The organism is Streptomyces sp. NPDC002054, from assembly GCF_040296685.1.
In the GTDB taxonomy this organism is placed as follows: domain Bacteria; phylum Actinomycetota; class Actinomycetes; order Streptomycetales; family Streptomycetaceae; genus Streptomyces.
The window spans coordinates 97,929-115,294 of record NZ_JBEOXT010000028.1; the positions used below are offsets into that span (position 1 = coordinate 97,929).

Here is a 17,366-nt window from a genome sequence, read left to right on the forward strand (position 1 = left end):
GCCCCGCGTCCTGTCTGCACTGGGGACTGCTGGCCGGTGAGACCTATCTGAACCCGCTGGGGCTGCTCCCCCGCTGGGCCCCGCGGCTGCTGCCGTTCGCCGGGGCCGAGTCAGAGGCCGGTGCCGGGGCCGGGGGATCAGCCCCGGACGCCCCGCAGGGCCATCGCGACGGCGGCCTCGGTGACCTCGGCAGGGCTCTCGGCGGCGCCCAGCTCGATCCTGCGCACGGCGGCGTCGACCACGCCCTGCAGCAGCATCGCCGCGAGCCGGGGCTGTGCGTGGCCCAGGGCTCCCAGGGCCTCGACGATCATCGCCACCAACCCGCCGTGGGCCGCGCGGATCTTCTCCCGCGCGCCGGCGTCCAGCTCGCTCGCGGAGATCGCCACCACCGCGCGGTGCCGCCGGTCCCCGACCAGGGACAGCTGCTGCCGCACATAGGCCTCGATCTTGGCCTCGGGCGTGGGGGCCGCCTGCATGGCGGCTTCGATCTCCGCCGCCCACACCGGGAAGTCCACGGCGCAGAGCTCTTCGACCACGGCCGCCCGGGAGCGGAAGTATTCGTAGACCGAAGACCGGGCGAGGCCGGTCCGCTCGGCGAGGGCGGGGAAGGTCAGCGCTTCCGTCCCGCCCTCCGACAGCAGGGATCGCGCGGCATCCAGCAGGGCGCCGCGCTGCATCGTCCGGTGCTCGGCCACCGAGGCCGCTCGAATCCTGGGCACAGCACCACTGTACGGAGGTCGCGCAAGGTCAGCGGCCGACATCCGCCAGCTTGGCCCGCAGCTGCAGCACCGACTTGGTGTGGATCTGGCTGACCCGGCTCTCGGTGACGCCCAGCACATGGCCGATCTCGGCCAGCGTGAGCCCCTCGTAGTAGTAGAGGGTGACCACGGTCTTCTCGCGTTCCGGCAGGGTGTTGATGGCCCGGGCCAGCAGCCGGCGCAGTTCCCGGTCCTCGGCCACCTCCACCGGATTGTCGGCGGCGGTGTCCTCCAGGGTGTCCATCAGGGAGAGCCGGTCGCCGCCCTCGCCGCCGACGTGCAGCAGGTCTTCCAGGGCGACCACGTTGGCCAGCCACAACTGGCTGAAGACCGAGTGGAGTTCCTCCACCCCGACGCCCATCTCCGCGGCCACCTCGGCCTCGGTCGGGGTACGCCTCAGCTGGGCTTCCAGGGTGGCGTAGGCCCGCTCCACGGCGCGGGCCTTCTGGCGCACGGACCGCGGGATCCAGTCCAGGGCGCGCAGTTCGTCGATCATCGCGCCGCGGATCCGGGTGATGGCGTAGGTCTCGAACTTGATGGACCGGTCGATGTCGAACTTCTCGATGGCGTCGATCAGTCCGAACACCCCGGAGGAGACGAAGTCCGCCTGCTCGACGTTGGGCGGCAGACCGACGCTGACCCGGCCGGCCACGTACTTCACCAGCGGCGAGTAGTGCAGGATCAGCTGCTCCCGCAGTCTCTCGTCCCCCGAGTCCTTGTACGAGCGCCACAGCGCGTCCAGGGACGAGGGCGCGGTGGACCGCACGCTGCTGCGGGCAGCGGGGGGTGCCGCGGCGCGGTCAGACCCTGAGGTGTGCTGGGGCATGCTTCGCCTTTGTCGGGGCCGGATTCCTTGTGAGCGTAGCGTGACTGAAGTGTCGCGGTGCGCGAAGAGTACGGGATCGCGTGGGGGCGCAAAGGCTCCCTGCACCGCGCGGGCGACCCGGGACCGGCGCCTCGCGCACAGTCCCGGCGGCTGCCACCCGGAAGACCGCGTCTCTCATCGGCTTCACTCTTTCACCGGAACGCCCCAGGTCAACGACCGCCTCGCCGGGTGACTCCGGTTTGGGTGGCTGCGCCATCCGTCCGTGCCGTCAACTTCCAGCCGTCGCCTTGCCGTTCGACGAACCCCAGAGAGTGAAGTTCGTACAGTCTGCCGATGACTTCATCGGTGCCGGTGCCTGCGGCGAGGGCCAGCTCGGCCGCGGCTGCCGTCCGGCCGGCCGGCAGCGCCTCCAGGACCCGGGCGGCTGCCGGGTCGAGCAGGTCGCGGGGCAGCACCGGCCCGCGCCGCACCGGCGCCAGCTCCCCCATGCCGCCCACCAGTTCGACGACCTCGGCCGCATCGGTGACCAGCTCGGCCTCGCCGCGCAGCAGTTCGTGCACACCGGCGGAGAGTCCGCTGGTGGCCGGGCCGGGGACGCCCATCACGAACCGGCCGAGCTCCCGGGCCCGCCGGGCGGTGACCAGCGAGCCGCTGCGGTAGGCGGCCTCGACCACGACCGTGCCCCGGGTGAGGCCGGCGATGACCCGGTTGCGCAGAACGAACCGGCTGGGCGTGGGGTGGCTGCCGGGCGGCAGCTCCCCGATGAGCAGCCCCTGCCGGCCGATGCGGCCGATCAGCCCGGCATGCCCCCGCGGGTACGGGACGTCGACCCCGCAGGCCAGCACCGCGGCGGTGGCTCCGCCGGCGGCCAGGGCCCCACGGTGGGCGGCGCCGTCGATCCCGTACGCCGCGCCGGAGACCACCACCCAGCCGCGCTCGGCGAGTCCGGCGGCCAGCGTCTGCGCCATGTGGGCCCCGTACGGGGTGCAGGCGCGGGCGCCGACCACGGCCACCGAACGCAGCGCCCATATCCGCAGGTGCGGACTGCCGCACAGCCACAGCCCGACCGGCCGGGCGTCCCCGAGGTCGTCGAGCTGGCCGGGCCATTCCGCGGAGCCGGGCACCACGAACCGCCCGCCGGCCTCGGCGATCTGCGCCAGGTCCCGCTCCGGGTCGGCGGCGACCGCCCGCTTCCGGTACCCGGCCAGGCGCTCGGCCCCGGCACCCTCCGGCACCTCAGCCCCGGCGGCGGCTGCCCCGTCCCCGGTGAGCATCCGTATCAGCCGCACGGCCCCCCACTGCCGCAGCCACCGCCCGCCGAGCTCCTCGCCGGGTTCCAGCACCCGGGTCAGCGCGGCGCGCGCCAGCAGCTCCTGGCGGTCGGCGCTCATGACGCGGCGCCGGTGCCGAGGGGCACGCCGCGGGCGATGCCGGTACGGAGTTCCAGGGCGACGGCCACGTCCAGGGCGTCCGGGGAGCCTTTGCCGCCCAGGTCGGCGACCGTCCAGGCGACCCGCAGCACCCGGTCCAGCCCGCGCGCGGTGAGCAGGCCCCGCTCCAGGTCCCGCTCGGCCTGGGCAAGCGCTCCGGGGGCCGGCTGCCAGCGGGTGCGCAGCTCGTGCCCGGGGACCTCGCTGTTGACGGTCCAGGGCGTGCCCGCCAGTCGGGCCGCGGCCCGGGCCCTGGCCTCGGCCACCCGCCCGGCCACGACCGCGCTGGACTCGCCCCGCCCGCCCTGGCCGAGCAGATCGGCCCGGGTGACCGGCTGCACCTCGACCCGGAGGTCGACCCGGTCGAGCAGTGGCCCGGACAGCCGCGCCTGATAGCGCCGGATCACCGAGGGCGGGCAGTCGCAGCCGATCCCGTGCAGGGTGTGCCGGCCGCAGGGGCAGGGGTTCGCGGCGAGCACCATCAGAAACCGGGCGGGCAGCCGCACCACACCGGCCGCCCGGGCCACGACCACCTGCCCGGACTCCAGCGGCTGGCGCAGGGCGTCCAGTGCCTTGGTACTGAACTCCGGCGCCTCGTCCAGGAAGAGCACCCCCCGGTGCGCGAGCGAGACGGCCCCGGGCCGGGGCAGCCCGTTCCCGCCGCCGACGAGGGACTGCATGGTCGCCGAGTGGTGTGGCGCGCAGTAGGGCACGGTCCGCACCAGTGGTTCGCCCGGCGGCAGGACCCCCGCGACCGAATGGACGGCTGTGACCTCCAGGGACTCCTGCCGGGTGAGCTCCGGCATGATCCCCGGGAGCCGTTCCGCCAGCATGGTTTTACCCGCCCCGGGTGGTCCGGTGAAAAGCACGTGGTGTCCCCCGGCGGCGGCCACTTCCAGGGCCCGCCGGGCGGCCCGCTGTCCCGCCACGTCGCCCAGGTCCGGAATGTCCGTCCGCGCTGTCAGCCCGATGCCCGCGGCGCCGGTGGTACCCGGAATCACCAGGCCCGCCAGCATTGGGTCGGGCCGCCCCGTAGCGGCCGGGGGTTCCTCCGGGACCTCGGTGTCGTTGAGGATCGCGATCAGCTGGCGCAGGCTGCGGATTCCGAGCACCGAGGCGTCCGGGACCAGCGCCGCCTCGCCGGCGCATTGCTCCGGGACGACGACCTGGCGGTAGCCAGCCTCTGCCGCGGCGAGGACCGCCGGGAGGATGCCCCGGACCGGGCGGGCACGGCCGTCCAGGCCGAGCTCGCCGATGAGGACCAGGTCGGCGATGGCCGTGGGGTCGATCCGCTCCGCGGCGGCCAGGATCACTACGGCAACAGCCAGATCGAACCCGGCCCCCGACTTCGGCACGGACGCCGGGCTCAGGCCCACCGTCAGCTTCTTCTGCGGCCAGTCGGCGCCCGAGTTCACCACCGCCGCCCGGACCCGGTCCCGGCTCTCGAACAGGGTCTTGTCGGGCAGGCCGACCAGGGTGAACGCCGCCAGGCCCGGTTCCAGGTCGGCCTGGACCTCGACCAGCACGCCTTCGACCCCGGTCAGGGCCACCGAGCAGGTCCGCGCGAAGCCCATCACGCCACCCCCCTGGCGTGTTCCACCACGGGTGCGCCACGGCGCGGGAGCAGGACCCCGACCAGGTCGATGCGGACCCCGCCCGGGGGTGGTCCCCCGTGGTCCGCGAGCCAGCACTCGGCCAGCCGCCGCAGCCGGTCGGCCTTGCCGGGCCGGAGCGCCGCCATCGGATGCTCGAAGGGACCCGCCCGGCGGGTCTTGACCTCGCAGACCACCAGCGCGTCCCCGTCCCGGGCGAGGATGTCGATCTCTCCGCTCCGGCCGGACCGCCAGTTCCGCGCGATCACCGTCATCCCGGCCTCGGCCAGCCGCCGCGCGGCCAGGTCCTCGCCGTACCGGCCCAGGGCCAGGGCCATGTTCTGCCGCGGGCTCTGCTGTGTGCTGTGCCGTGCGTTCCGTCGTGATCCCATCGGTACCACCTCCGGTACCGACGGTCCCGCACCCCCGCCCACTCAGTGGATCTTGGTGGATGAGCGGGGCGTTGTGGACAACCCCGTCACCCACACGAGTGAGGAATCAGCTGCCCGGCAGCTCGAGGTCGCTCTTGTTGAGCTCCTCGATGTTCACGTCCTTGAAGGTCAGCACCCGTACCTGCTTTACGAAGCGGGCCGGCCGGTACATGTCCCAGACCCAGGCGTCTGCCATCGAGACCTCGAAGAACACCTCGCCCTGGACCGAGTGCACCTGCATCTCGTAGTCGTTGGTGAGGTAGAAACGGCGTTCCGTCTCGATCACGTACTTGAACAGCCCGACGACGTCGCGGTACTCGCGATAGAGCTTCAGCTCCATCTCGGTCTCGTACTTCTCGAGGTCCTCGGCGCTCATGGCATGTTCCCCTTCAGCCGTGCGTCCCCCTATTGTGCGCCAGCCCTGGGGGCCCCTAAACGATTTCCGGGGCCAGGACCACCGGCACAACCGGAGGACCGTCGTCGAGCAGTGTGCGGAACAGCTCGGCGAGTCTGGTCGGGTACACCGTCTCACGGGCCGAGAGAAGTTCCTCGGAGGTCCACCACCTGGCTCCGGCGACACTGCGTCGTTCCAGCTCGGTGAGGCCGGCCTGGGTGATCTCCGTCCGGTCGGTACGGGCCAGGAAGTACCACTCGTCCTGCTCCCAGCGGCGCCCGTCGAAGGGGAACGAGCAGTACCGGTGCCAGAGCACCGGCCCCAGATCCACTCGTGTGATCCCCGTCTCCTCCGCGAGTTCACGCAGGGCGGCCTGCTCCCGGGTCTCGGTGCCCTCCACGCCGCCGCCCGGGGTGAACCACCAGGTGTCCGCCGGATCGCCCGGCTCGAAGCCGTGCAGCAGCAGGATCCGGTCCGCCGGGTCCAGCAGGATCACCCGCGAGACCTTGCGCGGCCGGCCCGCCGACGTCCCGTCCGGTGGCGTCTCAGCCGGCACGGGACGCTTCCCGCCCAGACCGCCCCGCCCGCCCGAACCGCCTCGCGAGCGGCCCGTACGCCGCCCCGGCCACCACCAGTACGGCGCCCGCCACCACTGCCGTCAGCTGGATCCGCAGCGGCCCCGGCGCGGACACTCCGCCGGGCAGTCCGGCGTACGTACGCGGGCGCTCCAGCATCTCGGCCGAGGGCCAGGCTCGGGCGTCCACCCGGGCGGTGACCGCGCTGCGGTCCACCGTGCCCTGGCCGGCTTCCTGCAGGTGGGCCCGGGAGTCCAGGGAGGCGGCCCGCCGGTCGCCCAGCAGGAAGAGCTTGCCGTCGGGGACCTTCACCTCGAACGGCGTCTCCGAGGCCATTCCGGAGTCCTTGCCGGATCCGTCGGCCTTGATGTCGTCGATGTACGGCTCGTCCAGCTCCTTGCCGTTCACCGTCAGCCGGCCGCCCTGGGCGCAGCAGCGCACGGTGTCGCCGCCGATGCCGACGACCCGCTTCACCATGGGCGCGTTGCTCCACACGGAATCAGTAAAAATCACCACGTCGCCGCGGCGCACCTCGCCGCCGTTTATTCGCTCCGCCAGCACCCGGTCCCCCGGCTGCACCGTCGGCATCATCGAATCGGTGGGGATCGTGTACGGCCGGTAGACCAGCGCACACCATACGAATCCGCCCAGGAACAGTGCAAAGCCGATGGCCACGGCCAGCCCCGACAACACGTTGCCGAGGCGGCCGCGGCCACCTGTCACTCGTTCTGATCCGCCCATCCCAGCGCCCCCCCACACTCCGGAGATCGTCGACCTGGGCGGCAATCTACCTGGCAGTATGCCCGGCGGTCAGCCTCCGCCTGCGCCACAGGACGACCGGCACCGCTCCGGCCAGGCCCGCCGCGGCCGGGGCGAGCCCGACTGCCGCCGCCGCGGCCTGGTTGCCGATGCCCGGCTGGTCGAAGGTGTCCGGGATCGGCAGGGTGGACCAGCGGGTGACCGGCCAGGCCACCACCACGGCCCGCCCGACGACCTTGTCGTTGGGCACGAAGCCCTTGGTCACGTCGTCCTGGTGCCACCGGGAGTCGTAGGAGTTCTGCCGGTGGTCGCCCATCACCCAGATGTGATCGGCCGGGACCTTGAGCGGGCCGAACGGCTTGTCGTCGCAGGGGGTGTTGCCGGGGTAGATGTAGCTCTCCTCCTGCAGCGCCTTCCCATTGACCTTGACCGGGCCGCCCTTCTGGCACTCCACGGTGTCCCCGCCGACCGCGATGACCCGCTTGATCAGGTCCTTCTCCTCCGCGGACGGCATCAGGCCGATGAAGCTGAGGACCTTCTGGAAGACATTGGGATCGGGGGTGGGCTCGCCCGCCAGCCACTGCGCCGGGTCGTGGAAGACCACGACCTCGCCGCGCTCGGGCTCGGAGCCGAACCACGGGGTCAGCTTGTCGACCAGCACCCGGTCACCGCGCTGCAGGGTGTCCTGCATCGAGTCGGACGGGATGGAGAACGCCTGCACGAGGAAGGTCTTGATCAGCAGCGCCAGCAGCAGGGCGATGCCGATGAGCAGCGGCAGTTCCTTCCAGAAAGAACGCTGCGGGGGTGGGGCGCCATCGCCGTCGACCGTGTCGTCGGTGCCGTCGGTGTGTTCGGGGTTCCCCGCACCACCGTCGACGGCATCCTCCGGCCGCTCGAGCCGGTCCGGCCGCTCCTCGGGCTCGTCGCGTCCGGATCGTGCGCCTACTGCCACATCCCCCACATCCACTCCTCAACTCGAAAACACCCGCCCGCGCCGGAACAGACGCAAGCCCTCCACTCCCCTAACGAGCGGGAGTTCCCTAAGGCTCGGGAGACGGAGGACACACTATGCGACCGGCCTGTGACGACGGCGCCCTCGCCGCGCGGGATCGGGCACCGAGGCGAACACCGAGGGCCGGTCCAGGCTGCGCCAGTGGTCGGTGGGCCAGGCGATCACGAAGGCGCGTCCCACCACGCCCTTCTCGTCGATGGTGCCCTGGAAGGCTTCTTCGAGGTGGTAGCGGGAGTCGGCCGAATTGGCGCGGTGGTCGCCCATGACGAATAGCCGGCCCTCCGGCACCCGCACGTCGAACCGGATATCGGAGGGTGTGTTGCCGTGCTTCACGTACGGCTCGTCCAGTGCGTAGCCGTTGACGCTGACCCGCCCCTTGGCGTCACAGCACTTGACGGTGTCGCCGCCCACCCCGATGACCCGCTTGATCAGGTCCTGCTCGTCGGCGGAGGGCAGCAGCCCGATGAAGGTCAGCACCTGCTTGACCTGTTTGACGCCGACCGGGTCCTTCGGCGGTCGGGCGCTCTCGCCGTGCAGCCAGCCGCCGGGGTCCTTGAAGACCACCACGTCCCCGCGCTCGGCCTTGGCGCCGAACCACGGGGTCAGCTTGTCGACGAGCACCCGGTCGCCGATCCGGATGGTCTGCTCCATGGAGCCGGAGGGGATGGAGAAGGCCTGGACGAGGAAGGTCTTGAGGAGCAGCGCGATGCACAGCGCCACGATCACCAGCAGCGGCAGCTCGCCGACCCGGCGGGTGCGCCGCCGGCGCCGGACCTTGCGCGCCAGCCGGCGCCGTTCGGCCCGCCCGCCCAGGGCTGCCAGCTCCTGGTCCCGCTCGGCGCGGGGCCGCCCGCGGCTACCCATGCGTACCACCGGGTCCGCCGGATCTGCCCCAGCGCGAGAGCGGCCAGCCGATGAAGTCGGCCCGCCCGATCACCTTGTCCACCGGCACCATCCCGCCGCCAGGCTCCCCGAGGTGGTCCCGGGAGTCCCGGGACTGGGAGCGGTGGTCACCCATCACCCAGAGGGTGCCCAATGGGACGACGATTCTGAACGGCACCTTCGAGGCCGCGTCCCCGGGGTACAAGTACGGCTCTGCCTGGGGCTCCCCGTTCACCTTGATCCGTCCCCGGTCGTCGCAGCACACCACGTCGTCGCCGCCCACTCCCACGACCCGCTTCACGAAGTCCGTGTCGGCGGGTTCGGCCAGGCCGAGTGCGGCGGCGGCCCCGTGCAGGGCCTCGCCGACCGGGTTGCCCGCGGGGCGTTCCCGTACGAAGGATCCGGTGCCGTCGAAGACCACGACGTCGCCGCGCTGCGGCTGTCCGCCGAAACGGTACGCCAGCTTGTTGACCAGCACCCGGTCCCCGACCTTGAGGGTGGGTTCCATCGACCGGCTCGGAATGAGGAAGGGCTGCAGGACGAAGTTGCTGAACAGCAGCAGCCCGACCGCGCCCGCGAGGCCGGCCAGACCCGCCCGGCCCCACGTCAGTCGCGGCAGCCGGGGCAGCCGCCGGGCCGGGCGGTCGGACAACGCACAACGCGACCCCTCCGCCCCCTCACCGGGGGAAGAGTGGTCGCGTTGCGTGAGTCGTGCTTCGGTGTCCATCGGAGGGAGCCTATCCGGCCGCCCCCGGGACCCGGAGACGAGTTCAGTTGTCGCGCTTCTCCTTGATCTTCGCGGCCTTGCCACGGAGCTCACGGAGGTAGTACAGCTTCGCGCGACGCACGTCACCGCGGGTGACGAGCTCGATCTTCTCGAAGATCGGGGAGTTGACCGGGAAGGTGCGCTCCACGCCGACGGAGAAGGAGACCTTGCGGACGGTGAAGGTCTCGGAGATGCCGGAGCCCTGGCGGCGGATGACGACGCCCTTGAACTGCTGGATACGGGAGCGGTTGCCCTCGATCACGCGGACGTGCACGTTGACGGTGTCACCCGGGCGGAAAGCCGGGACGTCGGAGCGCAGGGAGGCGGCGTTGACGCCATCGAGAAGAGAAGACATGTTCTTCGTCTGCTTTCTTCGCACGACGCCACAGGCCGCCGAGCGGGTTTATCGGAGAGAATTCGGGAGCTGTGCCACCCGGCGGGCGACGGTCCCCCTGTGGCAGGGGCGCACGTGGGCGTACAGCAGCCGCCTATTCTTCCACGGCCTCGGGCCTGCGCCAAAATCGGCCGTCCGGGGTCGGCTGCCAGCCCAGGATGCTCAGGGTCTCGCGGTCCTTCTTGTCGAAGGCGGCGGCCTCGGTGCGCTCGATCAGGTCGGGCCGGTGCTGCGCGGTGCGGGCGAAGGCCTGGTCCCGGCGCCAGCGCGCGATCTTCCCGTGGTGCCCGCTGAGCAGCACCTCCGGGATCCCGCGCCCGCGCCACTCCGGAGGCTTGGTGTACACCGGGCCTTCCAGCAGGTTGGCCATCTCGCCGGGGGCGAAGGAGTCGTCCCGGTGGGATTCGGCGTTCCCGAGCACGCCGGGGAGCAGCCGGGCCACCGCCTCGGTGATCACCAGGACGGCGGCCTCGCCGCCCGCCAGCACGTAGTCCCCGATGGAGACCTCGTAGACCGGCATACGGGTGGCGTACTCGTCCATGACCCGGCGGTCGATGCCCTCGTACCGGGCCGGGGCGAAGATCAGCCAGGGCTTCTCGGAGAGCTCGACGGCGAGTTCCTGGGTGAACGGCCGGCCGCTGGGGGTGGGGACCACCATGACCGGGCCGTGGGCCCCGGCCTCGTACCCGGCGGCCAGGGCGTCGTCCAGGCAGTCGCCCCACGGCTCGGTCTTCATGACCATGCCGGGGCCGCCGCCGTACGGGGTGTCGTCGACCGTGTTGTGCCGGTCGTACGTCCAGTCCCGCAGGTCGTGGACGTGTACGTCGAGCCGGCCGCGGGCGGCGGCCTTGCCGACCAGGGAGACGTTCAGCGGAGCCAGGTACTCGGGGAAGATCGTGACGACGTCGAGACGCATCAGGCGTCGCCCTCGGAGCTCGCGGCCTCGGCGTCCCGGGTGGAGACGATCTCGGCGCGGTCGTCGATCAGCCCGGGCGGCGGGGTGATGACGCAGCGCTGCTCCTCCAGGTCGATCTCGGCGACGATCTCCTCGACGAAGGGGATCATCACCTCCGTGCCGTCGGGGCGCTCGACGATGAAGAGGTCCTGCGAGGGCAGGTGGGAGATCTCGGTGATCCGGCCGATCTCGGTGCCGTCCTCGAGCACCACGTCCAGGTCCATCAGCTGGTGGTCGTAGTACTCGTCCTCCTCCTCGGGCAGCTCCGCCGGGTCCACGTCGGCGATGAGGAGGGTGTTGCGGAGCGCCTCCGCGGCGGTGCGGTCCTTGATGCCGGCGAAGCGCAGCATCAGCCGGCCACTGTGCACCCGGCCCGTCTCGATGGTCAGCGGGCCCGCCGAAGCCGGTTCGGTGCGCAGCACGGCGCCGGGGCTGAGCCGCAGTTCCGGCTCGTCCGTGCGCACCTCGACGGTGACCTCACCCTTGATGCCGTGGGCGCGGCCGATCCGCGCGACTACCAGCTCCACTGTCTGTTGCCTCTCCTGTTCAGACGACGACGGGCCGGGGTGGGCACGTGTGCCCTCCCCGGCCCGTGCCGGTGATTCAACTGCTCAGCGGACCTGGTCCACGTCGACGAGGTCGACGCGGATCCCCCGGCCGCCGATGGCGCCCACGACGGTCCGCAGGGCACGTGCGGTGCGGCCGTTGCGGCCGATCACCTTGCCGAGGTCATCGGGGTGCACCCGGACCTCGAGCACCTGCCCGCGGCGCAGGTTGCGCGAGGCGACCTGCACGTCGTCGGGGTTGTCGACAATGCCCTTTACGAGGTGCTCAAGAGCCTCCTCGAGCATGCTCAGGCCTCGGTCGACTCGGCGGCGGCCTCAGCCTCGTCCGCCTTCTTGTCGGCCTTCTTCGCCTTCTGGGTGATGGCCTCGCCCTTGGCGTCGCCACCCTCCAGAGCCTTGGCGAACTCGTCGAAGGAGCGACGCTTGTCTTCCTTCGTCGCCGGCTGCAGCAGCGGCGCGGGGGCCGGGAGGCCCTTGTGCGCCTGCCAGTCACCGGTGAGCTTCAGGATCGCGAGCACGGCCTCGGTCGGCTGGGCGCCGACGGACAGCCAGTACTGCGCGCGCTCGGCGTTGACCTCGATGCGCGACGGGTTGTACGTCGGGTGGTAGATACCGATCTCTTCGATCGCGCGACCGTCCCGGCGGGTGCGGGCGTCGGCGACGACGATGCGGTAGTGCGGCTGGCGAATCTTGCCGAGGCGCTTGAGCTTGATCTTGACTGCCACTGGAGTGGTGTCTCCTGAACTTGACGTGGTTGGGCACATGAGATGCCACGTGGGGTTGCGGTACTCGGGTGCCCGATGGACGCGTCAGCCGGAGGAGAGAGGGGTCCTGTGCGACTGTCGAGTACAGCTAGTCATTGTGCCATACGCCTGCGGCGCTCGGACCGCCCGGCTCAGGAGGCGGCAGCCGCGATGGCGGCCTCCGGGATGCGGAACGGCTTGCCGCAGCCGCCGCACACGATCGGGGCCTGGGCGAGCACCGAGGGCACCACCCGCACATTGCGCCCGCAGTCGCACACCGCTTTGACCCGGACGCCGCCGCCCGAGGAGCCGTGCCGGGCGGCCGGTCCGCGGAAGCTGCGCTTGGTGTCGGCGGCGGTGGCCACGGTGTGTGCTTTGAGAGCGCGCTGCAGCCGCTCCATGGTGGGCCGGTAGCGCTTCTTGGCCTCGGGGTTGAGCGAGACCAGCGAGAAGCCGCTGCTGGCGTGCGGCTCGTCGGAGTGGTCCAGGCCCATCTCCTCGGCGATCGCGAGGAACCGGCGGTTGTGGTAGCGGCCGGCCCGCGACGTGTCCCGGACGCCGCGGGCGGCAGCGATGCCGTGGACTGCCTCGTGCAGCAGGCGCTCGAAGGAGAGCTCGGCGCCGCAGGCGGACGAGGACTCTCCGATCAGGGACTCGGGGGCGGCAAGGTCGGGCAGCTCGGGGTGGTACCGCTGAATATCGGCCCACGCCTGCGCCAGCTCTGCGGCGAGAACAGGTGGTGTCGTGCTCACGTCGTGACAACGAGCCGGGGTGCCCCGGTGTTCCGATTCCGGGCCATTCCAAATTTTTTGCACGTACCAGTCAGTTCAGTCTCATGCGTCCCGAGGAGGACGGGTGCGCAGAACTCCGGAGGAGTCGGTACGTACAGGTGTGCCCCGGACTACGTCCGGGGCACACCTGGCACAACTGAGATTGCCTCAGGTCACATCAGTACGAGCGCGCCACGATGGCCACCGTGCCCGGGGCGTCGTCCGCCTCCGGCACCGAGCCGTCCTCGGCGATCAGGCAGCGCACGGACACGGCCTGCTCGGCCAGCTTGGCCTCGCCCTCCGGGCCCAGGTCCGCCCACGGGATCCGCGCCCAGCCACCGGCGACGGCGGCCTCGGCGGCCTCCCCGATGGTCGAGACGTCCGAGGTACGGGACTCGCGGCGCTCGCGGGACTCGCGCAGCAGCTGCGCCTGGTCCTCGTCCAGCACCTTGGGCAGCAGGTCGACAAGGGAGTCGATCCGCACCGGGGTCTTGCCGCCGGGGATCCGGCGGGCCAGCATCGCGGTGCCGGCCTCCAGGTCGCGGGGGCCGATCTCGATGCGCACCGGTACGCCCTTGAGCTCCCAGTCCACGGCGCGGCGGCCGAACGGGGTGTCCACCCGGTCGTCGACCTGCACGCGGATGCCCGCGGCCTTGAGCCGGTCGCCCAGCTCGCGGACCTTGGCGACGGCCTCGTCGCCCTTGATCGCCATGACGACGACCTGGACGTGGGCGAGCCGCGGCGGGACCCGGAGGCCGTTGTCGTCGCCGTGGGACATGATCAGACCGCCGACCATGCGGGTGGAGACGCCCCAGGAGGTCTGCCAGACCAGCTCCTGCTGCCCCTCCTTCGACAGGTACTGGGTGTTGAAGGCCTTGGCGAAGTTGGTGCCCAGCTCGTGGCTGGTGCCCATCTGCAGGGCCTTGCCGTCGCCCATCATGCCCTCGAGGGTGAGGGTGTTGATGGCGCCGGCGAAGCGCTCCTTGGCGGTCTTGCGGCCCAGGACCACGTCGATGCCGAGGACGTTGGTCATGAAGTCGCCGTAGACGTCCCGGTGGATCCGGGCGGCGTAGTCGCGGGCGTCCTCGTAGGTGGCGTGCGCCGTGTGGCCCTCCTGCCACAGGAACTCGCTCGTACGGAGGAACACCCGGGGGCGCATCTCCCAGCGGACCACGTTCGCCCACTGGTTGATCAGCAGGGGCAGGTCGCGGTAGCTCTGGACCCACTTGGAGAAGTAGTCGTTGATGATCGTCTCGGAGGTGGGCCGGACCACGACCGGCTCTTCCAGCTCCTTGCCGCCGCCGTGCGTGACGACCGCGAGCTCGGGGGCGAAGCCCTCGACGTGCTCGGCTTCCCTCGTCAGGTACGACTGCGGGATGAACAGCGGGAAGTACGCGTTCTGGGCGCCCGCGTCCTTGATGCGCGCGTCCATCTCCTGCTGCATCCGCTCCCAGAGCCCGTAGCCGTACGGTCGGATGACCATCGTGCCGCGCACTGGGCCGTTGTCGGCCAGCTCGGCCTTGTTGATCAGATCCTGGTACCAGCGGGGGAAATCCTCCGCCTGGGGGGTGAGAACGGGAGCCTTTGCCATGGCGCGAATGGTACGGCGCCGCGCGTGCCGAGCGTGAATCGGGGCGGAATCGGGGCGTGCGTTCCTCTGGACGCCGGGGCGAATCGGGAGTTCCCTGGCAACGGGGGCAAGGGGGCGAGAGGAATCAGGAGCGCTCTTTCGATGACACCTACGCCGACGGCCGTGAACGTCGCCCGCGACTGGGCGGAGATCCAGGAACGGATGCTGGTACCGCTGTACGAAGCGGTGTACGCCCGGCTGGAGGTCGGGCCCGGGGACCGGGTGCTGGGCCTCGACTGCGGGGCCGGGCTCAGCCTGCTGCTGGCGGCCGGCCGGGGTGCCCGGGTGACCGGGGTGGAGCCCCGGCCGGCCCTGCGGGCGCTGGCCCGCGAGCGGGTGCTGGAGGTGCTGGCCGGGCCCCCGGAGCCGTCGGCACGGCCGTACGACCTGCTGACCGCCTTCTCCCCCGCGCCGGCGGCGCTGGCCGCGGCCCTGCCGCGGGTCCGCCGGGGCGGGGCCGTGGTGCTGGCGGGCTGGGGTCCGCCGGAGCGCTGCACGGTGCCGGCGATGCCGGACCCGGCGGGCCCGGCAGACCTGGACGGGCTGGTGGAACGGGCCGGACTGAGACCGGAGGGCTCGGGGCGGGTGTTCTGCCCGTTCGGCTACGCGGACCTGGGCAGCGCGGTGCGGGGACTGCTGTCGACGGGTCTGTACGACCTGTCGGACCCCGGTCAGGCCGAGAAGGAGCTGACCGAGGAGCTGCACCCGTACGAGCGGCCCGACGGCACGGTGTGGCTGCCGAACATCTTCCGGTACGTCGTCGCCCGGATGCCGTGACGGCGACGGTGACGGTGACGGGTCACTTGGCCGGGCGGGTGATGCCCGCCGCCGCGTACGCCGCGTCCTCCTCCAGGGTCTCGTTGGCGAGGAGGGCCTCGGCGAGCGCGTCGAGCTGCTCCCGGTGCTCGCGCAGCAGGCGGCAGGCGTTCTCGTAGCACTCGTCCACGATCCGCCGCATCTCGTGGTCCACCGCGTCCAGGGTGGCGGGTGCGGCGGTCAGGCCGTACGGCGCCTCGGCGTCGGCCGGGATCGCGGTGAGCCGGCCGACCCGGTCGCTCATGCCCCAGCGGCCGACCATGCCGCGGGCCAGGTTCGTCACCTGTTCGAGGTCGTTCTCGGCACCGGTGGTGATGACGTTGTAGACCACGTGCTCGGCGGCCATGCCGCCGAGCGCGCCGGTGATCCGGCCGCGCAGGTACTCCTCGGTGTAGGCGTAGCGGTCGGCGTCGGGGGTGGAGAGGGTGACGCCGAGGGCCCGGCCGCGCGGCACGATGGTGATCTTCCGGACGGGGTCGGCGCCGGGGTGGAGCATGCCCAGCAGGGCGTGGCCGCTCTCGTGGTAGGCGGTGCGGCGGCGTTCCTCCTCGGGCATCACCAGCGGCCGTTTCGCCCCCAGCTGGACCTTCTCCAGGGCGTCGGAGAGGTCGCCCCGGGTGACCGCGGTCTGCTCGCGCTTGACCGCCAGCAGCGCCGCCTCGTTGGCGAGGTTGGCGAGCTCGGCTCCGGTCATGCCGGGGGTGGTGCGGGCCACCTGGGCCAGGTCCACCGCCGGGTCGAGCGGGATGTCCCGGGTGTGGATGCGCAGGATGGCCTCCCGGCCGGCCCGGTCGGGCGGGGAGACGGCCACCGTACGGTCGAACCGGCCGGGCCGGGTCAGTGCGGGGTCGAGAACGCTGGCGCGGTTGGTGGCGGCGAGTACGACCACGCCCTCCGAGCCGGAGAACCCGTCCATCTCGGTCAGGATCTGGTTGAGCGTCTGTTCGCGTTCGTCGTGGCCGCCCAGGCCCCCGCCGCCCCCGCGGGCCCGTCCGATGGTGTCGATCTCGTCGATGAAGATGATCGCGGGGGCGACCTTGCGGGCCTCGGTGAACAGTTCGCGGACCCGTGAGGCGCCGACGCCGACGATCATCTCGATGAACTCGGAGGCGGAGGCGGAGAAGAACGGCACCCCCGCCTCGCCGGCCACCGCCCGGGCCAGCAGGGTCTTGCCGGTGCCGGGCGGACCGGCGAGCAGGACGCCGCCGGGCATCCGGGCGCCCATCCTCCGGTAGGCCTGCGGGTTCTTCAGGAAGTCGACGACCTCGCTGAGCTCCTCCTCGACCTCGTCGATGCCCGCCACGTCGTCGAAGGTGGTCCGTTTGCCGCCTTCCAGCTCCACCGGCTTGGGCGGGGCCTTCCGGCCGAACCCGCCGGCTCCGCCCATCGCCCCGCCCATCCGGCGGGCGATCAGCAGCCAGAACCCCACCAGCAGCACGATCGGCGCGAGCGAGAGCAGCAGGTTCGCCAGGAAGCTGCGCGCTACGACGACCGGGGAGGCGGTGACGGTGACGCCCTTGGCGGTGAGGTTGGCCCAGAGCTGGTCGTCGGCGAAGGCAGGGCGCTGGGTGACGAACTTGGTGTAGTCGCCCTTGCCGTCCGGGAGCGGCTGCTCCTTCTTGAGTTCGCCCTGGATGGCGTCGCCCTTGGAGTAGATCTTCGAGACGTTGCCGTCGGTGACCTGTTTGCTGAACTCGGTGTACGAGATGGTCGGCTCGTCGCCTTCGTTGAAGAAGGACAGCACCAGGTTGGTGATCAGGAAGACGATCAGCGCGGCGAGGGCCAGTCCGCGCCAGCCGCCGGGCATCCGCCGCTTCGGCGGCGGGGCGGGCGGGGCGCCTTCGGACCGCCAGGGCGTGTCCGCCCGGTCGCGCGGGGGTACGGGGGTGGGGCTGGGCAAGAGGCCTCCTTCTACCGTCCTTCCGGCTACCGTCCTCCGGCCGACATTAAGTGACAAATAGGATCTTTGCTCTCCCGGGCGGGCGGTCCGGGTACGCCGAAGGGGCGTGCGGGAGATCCCGCACGCCCCTTCGGTGACGCCTGTAGGCCTGCTCGACCAGTCCGGCC

At 71.7% G+C, this 17,366-nt stretch carries 19 protein-coding genes and 1 pseudogene; 1 reads left to right on the forward strand and 19 read right to left on the reverse strand.

Annotated elements, in window-relative coordinates; translation table 11 throughout:
• Nucleotides 1-137 precede the first annotated feature (137 nt).
• The 18 genes and pseudogenes from ABT123_RS24725 to proS form a co-directional block, all read right to left on the reverse strand.
• Complete coding sequence (locus ABT123_RS24725) at nucleotides 138-677, reverse strand: TetR/AcrR family transcriptional regulator (RefSeq protein ID WP_351318436.1); 540 nt, start codon at nucleotides 675-677, stop codon at nucleotides 138-140.
• A 70-nt stretch (nucleotides 678-747) separates the two neighbouring features.
• The gene (gene whiG, locus ABT123_RS24730; RefSeq protein ID WP_351318377.1) at nucleotides 748-1,584 is read right to left on the reverse strand and encodes an RNA polymerase sigma factor WhiG; all 837 of its coding nucleotides are present in this window, start codon (nucleotides 1,582-1,584) and stop codon (nucleotides 748-750) included.
• A gap of 209 nt (nucleotides 1,585-1,793) precedes the next feature.
• The gene (gene dprA, locus ABT123_RS24735; RefSeq protein WP_351318379.1) at nucleotides 1,794-2,975 is read right to left on the reverse strand and encodes a DNA-processing protein DprA; all 1,182 of its coding nucleotides are present in this window, start codon (nucleotides 2,973-2,975) and stop codon (nucleotides 1,794-1,796) included.
• Entirely contained in the window at nucleotides 2,972-4,588 is a 1,617-nt protein-coding gene (locus ABT123_RS24740) for a YifB family Mg chelatase-like AAA ATPase (protein WP_351318381.1), read from the reverse strand. The genes dprA and ABT123_RS24740 overlap by 4 nt, the downstream gene beginning before the upstream one ends.
• Entirely contained in the window at nucleotides 4,588-4,944 is a 357-nt protein-coding gene (locus tag ABT123_RS24745) for a YraN family protein (RefSeq protein WP_351318438.1), read from the reverse strand. The genes ABT123_RS24740 and ABT123_RS24745 overlap by 1 nt, the downstream gene beginning before the upstream one ends.
• Before the next feature lie 160 nt (nucleotides 4,945-5,104).
• Nucleotides 5,105-5,413, reverse strand: coding sequence for a DUF2469 domain-containing protein (locus ABT123_RS24750; RefSeq protein ID WP_005311352.1), 309 nt, complete (start codon nucleotides 5,411-5,413; stop codon nucleotides 5,105-5,107).
• 55 nt (nucleotides 5,414-5,468) lie between these two features.
• Nucleotides 5,469-5,987, reverse strand: coding sequence for an NUDIX hydrolase (locus tag ABT123_RS24755; RefSeq protein ID WP_351318383.1), 519 nt, complete (start codon nucleotides 5,985-5,987; stop codon nucleotides 5,469-5,471).
• Nucleotides 5,977-6,747 (reverse strand): signal peptidase I, encoded by a 771-nt coding sequence (gene lepB, locus ABT123_RS24760; protein WP_351318385.1) that lies wholly within the window; start codon nucleotides 6,745-6,747, stop codon nucleotides 5,977-5,979. Before lepB (ABT123_RS24760) ends, ABT123_RS24755 begins: the two co-directional genes overlap by 11 nt.
• 46 nt (nucleotides 6,748-6,793) lie before the next feature.
• A complete protein-coding gene (gene lepB, locus ABT123_RS24765) occupies nucleotides 6,794-7,717 on the reverse strand; it encodes a signal peptidase I (protein ID WP_351318387.1) in 924 nt (307 codons plus the stop codon).
• Nucleotides 7,647-8,641: pseudogene (gene lepB, locus ABT123_RS24770) on the reverse strand (signal peptidase I); the annotation flags it as partial. The gene lepB (ABT123_RS24765) and the pseudogene lepB (ABT123_RS24770), both read right to left, overlap by 71 nt.
• Nucleotides 8,634-9,386 carry a signal peptidase I gene (lepB, locus tag ABT123_RS24775; protein WP_351318389.1) on the reverse strand — a complete coding sequence of 251 codons (753 nt, stop codon included), beginning with the start codon at nucleotides 9,384-9,386 and terminating at the stop codon, nucleotides 8,634-8,636. The gene lepB (ABT123_RS24775) and the pseudogene lepB (ABT123_RS24770), both read right to left, overlap by 8 nt.
• 43 nt (nucleotides 9,387-9,429) lie before the next feature.
• Nucleotides 9,430-9,780 (reverse strand): 50S ribosomal protein L19, encoded by a 351-nt coding sequence (gene rplS, locus ABT123_RS24780; protein WP_351318391.1) that lies wholly within the window; start codon nucleotides 9,778-9,780, stop codon nucleotides 9,430-9,432.
• A 133-nt stretch (nucleotides 9,781-9,913) separates the two neighbouring features.
• Nucleotides 9,914-10,735 (reverse strand): tRNA (guanosine(37)-N1)-methyltransferase TrmD, encoded by an 822-nt coding sequence (gene trmD / locus ABT123_RS24785; protein ID WP_351318393.1) that lies wholly within the window; start codon nucleotides 10,733-10,735, stop codon nucleotides 9,914-9,916.
• Complete coding sequence (gene rimM / locus ABT123_RS24790) at nucleotides 10,735-11,301, reverse strand: ribosome maturation factor RimM (protein WP_351318395.1); 567 nt, start codon at nucleotides 11,299-11,301, stop codon at nucleotides 10,735-10,737. The genes trmD and rimM overlap by 1 nt, the downstream gene beginning before the upstream one ends.
• A gap of 84 nt (nucleotides 11,302-11,385) precedes the next feature.
• Nucleotides 11,386-11,625, reverse strand: coding sequence for an RNA-binding protein (locus ABT123_RS24795; RefSeq protein ID WP_007266827.1), 240 nt, complete (start codon nucleotides 11,623-11,625; stop codon nucleotides 11,386-11,388).
• A gap of 2 nt (nucleotides 11,626-11,627) precedes the next feature.
• Nucleotides 11,628-12,065, reverse strand: coding sequence for a 30S ribosomal protein S16 (gene rpsP, locus ABT123_RS24800; RefSeq protein ID WP_351318398.1), 438 nt, complete (start codon nucleotides 12,063-12,065; stop codon nucleotides 11,628-11,630).
• A gap of 170 nt (nucleotides 12,066-12,235) precedes the next feature.
• Complete coding sequence (locus tag ABT123_RS24805) at nucleotides 12,236-12,835, reverse strand: hypothetical protein (protein WP_351318400.1); 600 nt, start codon at nucleotides 12,833-12,835, stop codon at nucleotides 12,236-12,238.
• A 196-nt stretch (nucleotides 12,836-13,031) separates the two neighbouring features.
• Nucleotides 13,032-14,444 carry a proline--tRNA ligase gene (gene proS, locus ABT123_RS24810; RefSeq protein WP_351318402.1) on the reverse strand — a complete coding sequence of 471 codons (1,413 nt, stop codon included), beginning with the start codon at nucleotides 14,442-14,444 and terminating at the stop codon, nucleotides 13,032-13,034.
• A 141-nt stretch (nucleotides 14,445-14,585) separates the two neighbouring features.
• On the opposite strand from proS, the gene ABT123_RS24815 reads away from it, so the two are divergent.
• Nucleotides 14,586-15,260, forward strand: a complete 675-nt coding sequence (locus ABT123_RS24815; RefSeq protein WP_351318404.1) for a class I SAM-dependent methyltransferase — start codon at nucleotides 14,586-14,588, stop codon at nucleotides 15,258-15,260.
• A gap of 22 nt (nucleotides 15,261-15,282) precedes the next feature.
• Here ABT123_RS24815 and ftsH read toward each other — a convergent pair whose 3' ends face one another.
• On the reverse strand, nucleotides 15,283-17,199 hold the full coding sequence (gene ftsH / locus ABT123_RS24820) for an ATP-dependent zinc metalloprotease FtsH (protein ID WP_351318406.1): 1,917 nt from the start codon (nucleotides 17,197-17,199) through the stop codon (nucleotides 15,283-15,285).
• Nucleotides 17,200-17,366: the final 167 nt, after the last annotated feature.

What these genes read in the sequence shown, in the direction of transcription:
- ABT123_RS24725 (WP_351318436.1), bottom strand. Translation starts at nt 677, where the DNA reads ATGCAGCGCGGCGCCCTGCTGGATGCCGCGCGATCCCTGCTGTCGGAG.
- whiG (WP_351318377.1), bottom strand. Translation starts at nt 1,584, where the DNA reads ATGCCCCAGCACACCTCAGGGTCTGACCGCGCCGCGGCACCCCCCGCT.
- dprA (WP_351318379.1), bottom strand. Translation starts at nt 2,975, where the DNA reads ATGAGCGCCGACCGCCAGGAGCTGCTGGCGCGCGCCGCGCTGACCCGG.
- ABT123_RS24740 (WP_351318381.1), bottom strand. Translation starts at nt 4,588, where the DNA reads ATGGGCTTCGCGCGGACCTGCTCGGTGGCCCTGACCGGGGTCGAAGGC.
- ABT123_RS24745 (WP_351318438.1), bottom strand. Translation starts at nt 4,944, where the DNA reads ATGGCCCTGGCCCTGGGCCGGTACGGCGAGGACCTGGCCGCGCGGCGG.
- ABT123_RS24750 (WP_005311352.1), bottom strand. Translation starts at nt 5,413, where the DNA reads ATGAGCGCCGAGGACCTCGAGAAGTACGAGACCGAGATGGAGCTGAAG.
- lepB (WP_351318385.1), bottom strand. Translation starts at nt 6,747, where the DNA reads ATGGGCGGATCAGAACGAGTGACAGGTGGCCGCGGCCGCCTCGGCAAC.
- lepB (WP_351318389.1), bottom strand. Translation starts at nt 9,386, where the DNA reads ATGGACACCGAAGCACGACTCACGCAACGCGACCACTCTTCCCCCGGT.
- rplS (WP_351318391.1), bottom strand. Translation starts at nt 9,780, where the DNA reads ATGTCTTCTCTTCTCGATGGCGTCAACGCCGCCTCCCTGCGCTCCGAC.
- trmD (WP_351318393.1), bottom strand. Translation starts at nt 10,735, where the DNA reads ATGCGTCTCGACGTCGTCACGATCTTCCCCGAGTACCTGGCTCCGCTG.
- ABT123_RS24795 (WP_007266827.1), bottom strand. Translation starts at nt 11,625, where the DNA reads ATGCTCGAGGAGGCTCTTGAGCACCTCGTAAAGGGCATTGTCGACAAC.
- proS (WP_351318402.1), bottom strand. Translation starts at nt 14,444, where the DNA reads ATGGCAAAGGCTCCCGTTCTCACCCCCCAGGCGGAGGATTTCCCCCGC.
- ABT123_RS24815 (WP_351318404.1), top strand. Translation starts at nt 14,586, where the DNA reads ATGACACCTACGCCGACGGCCGTGAACGTCGCCCGCGACTGGGCGGAG.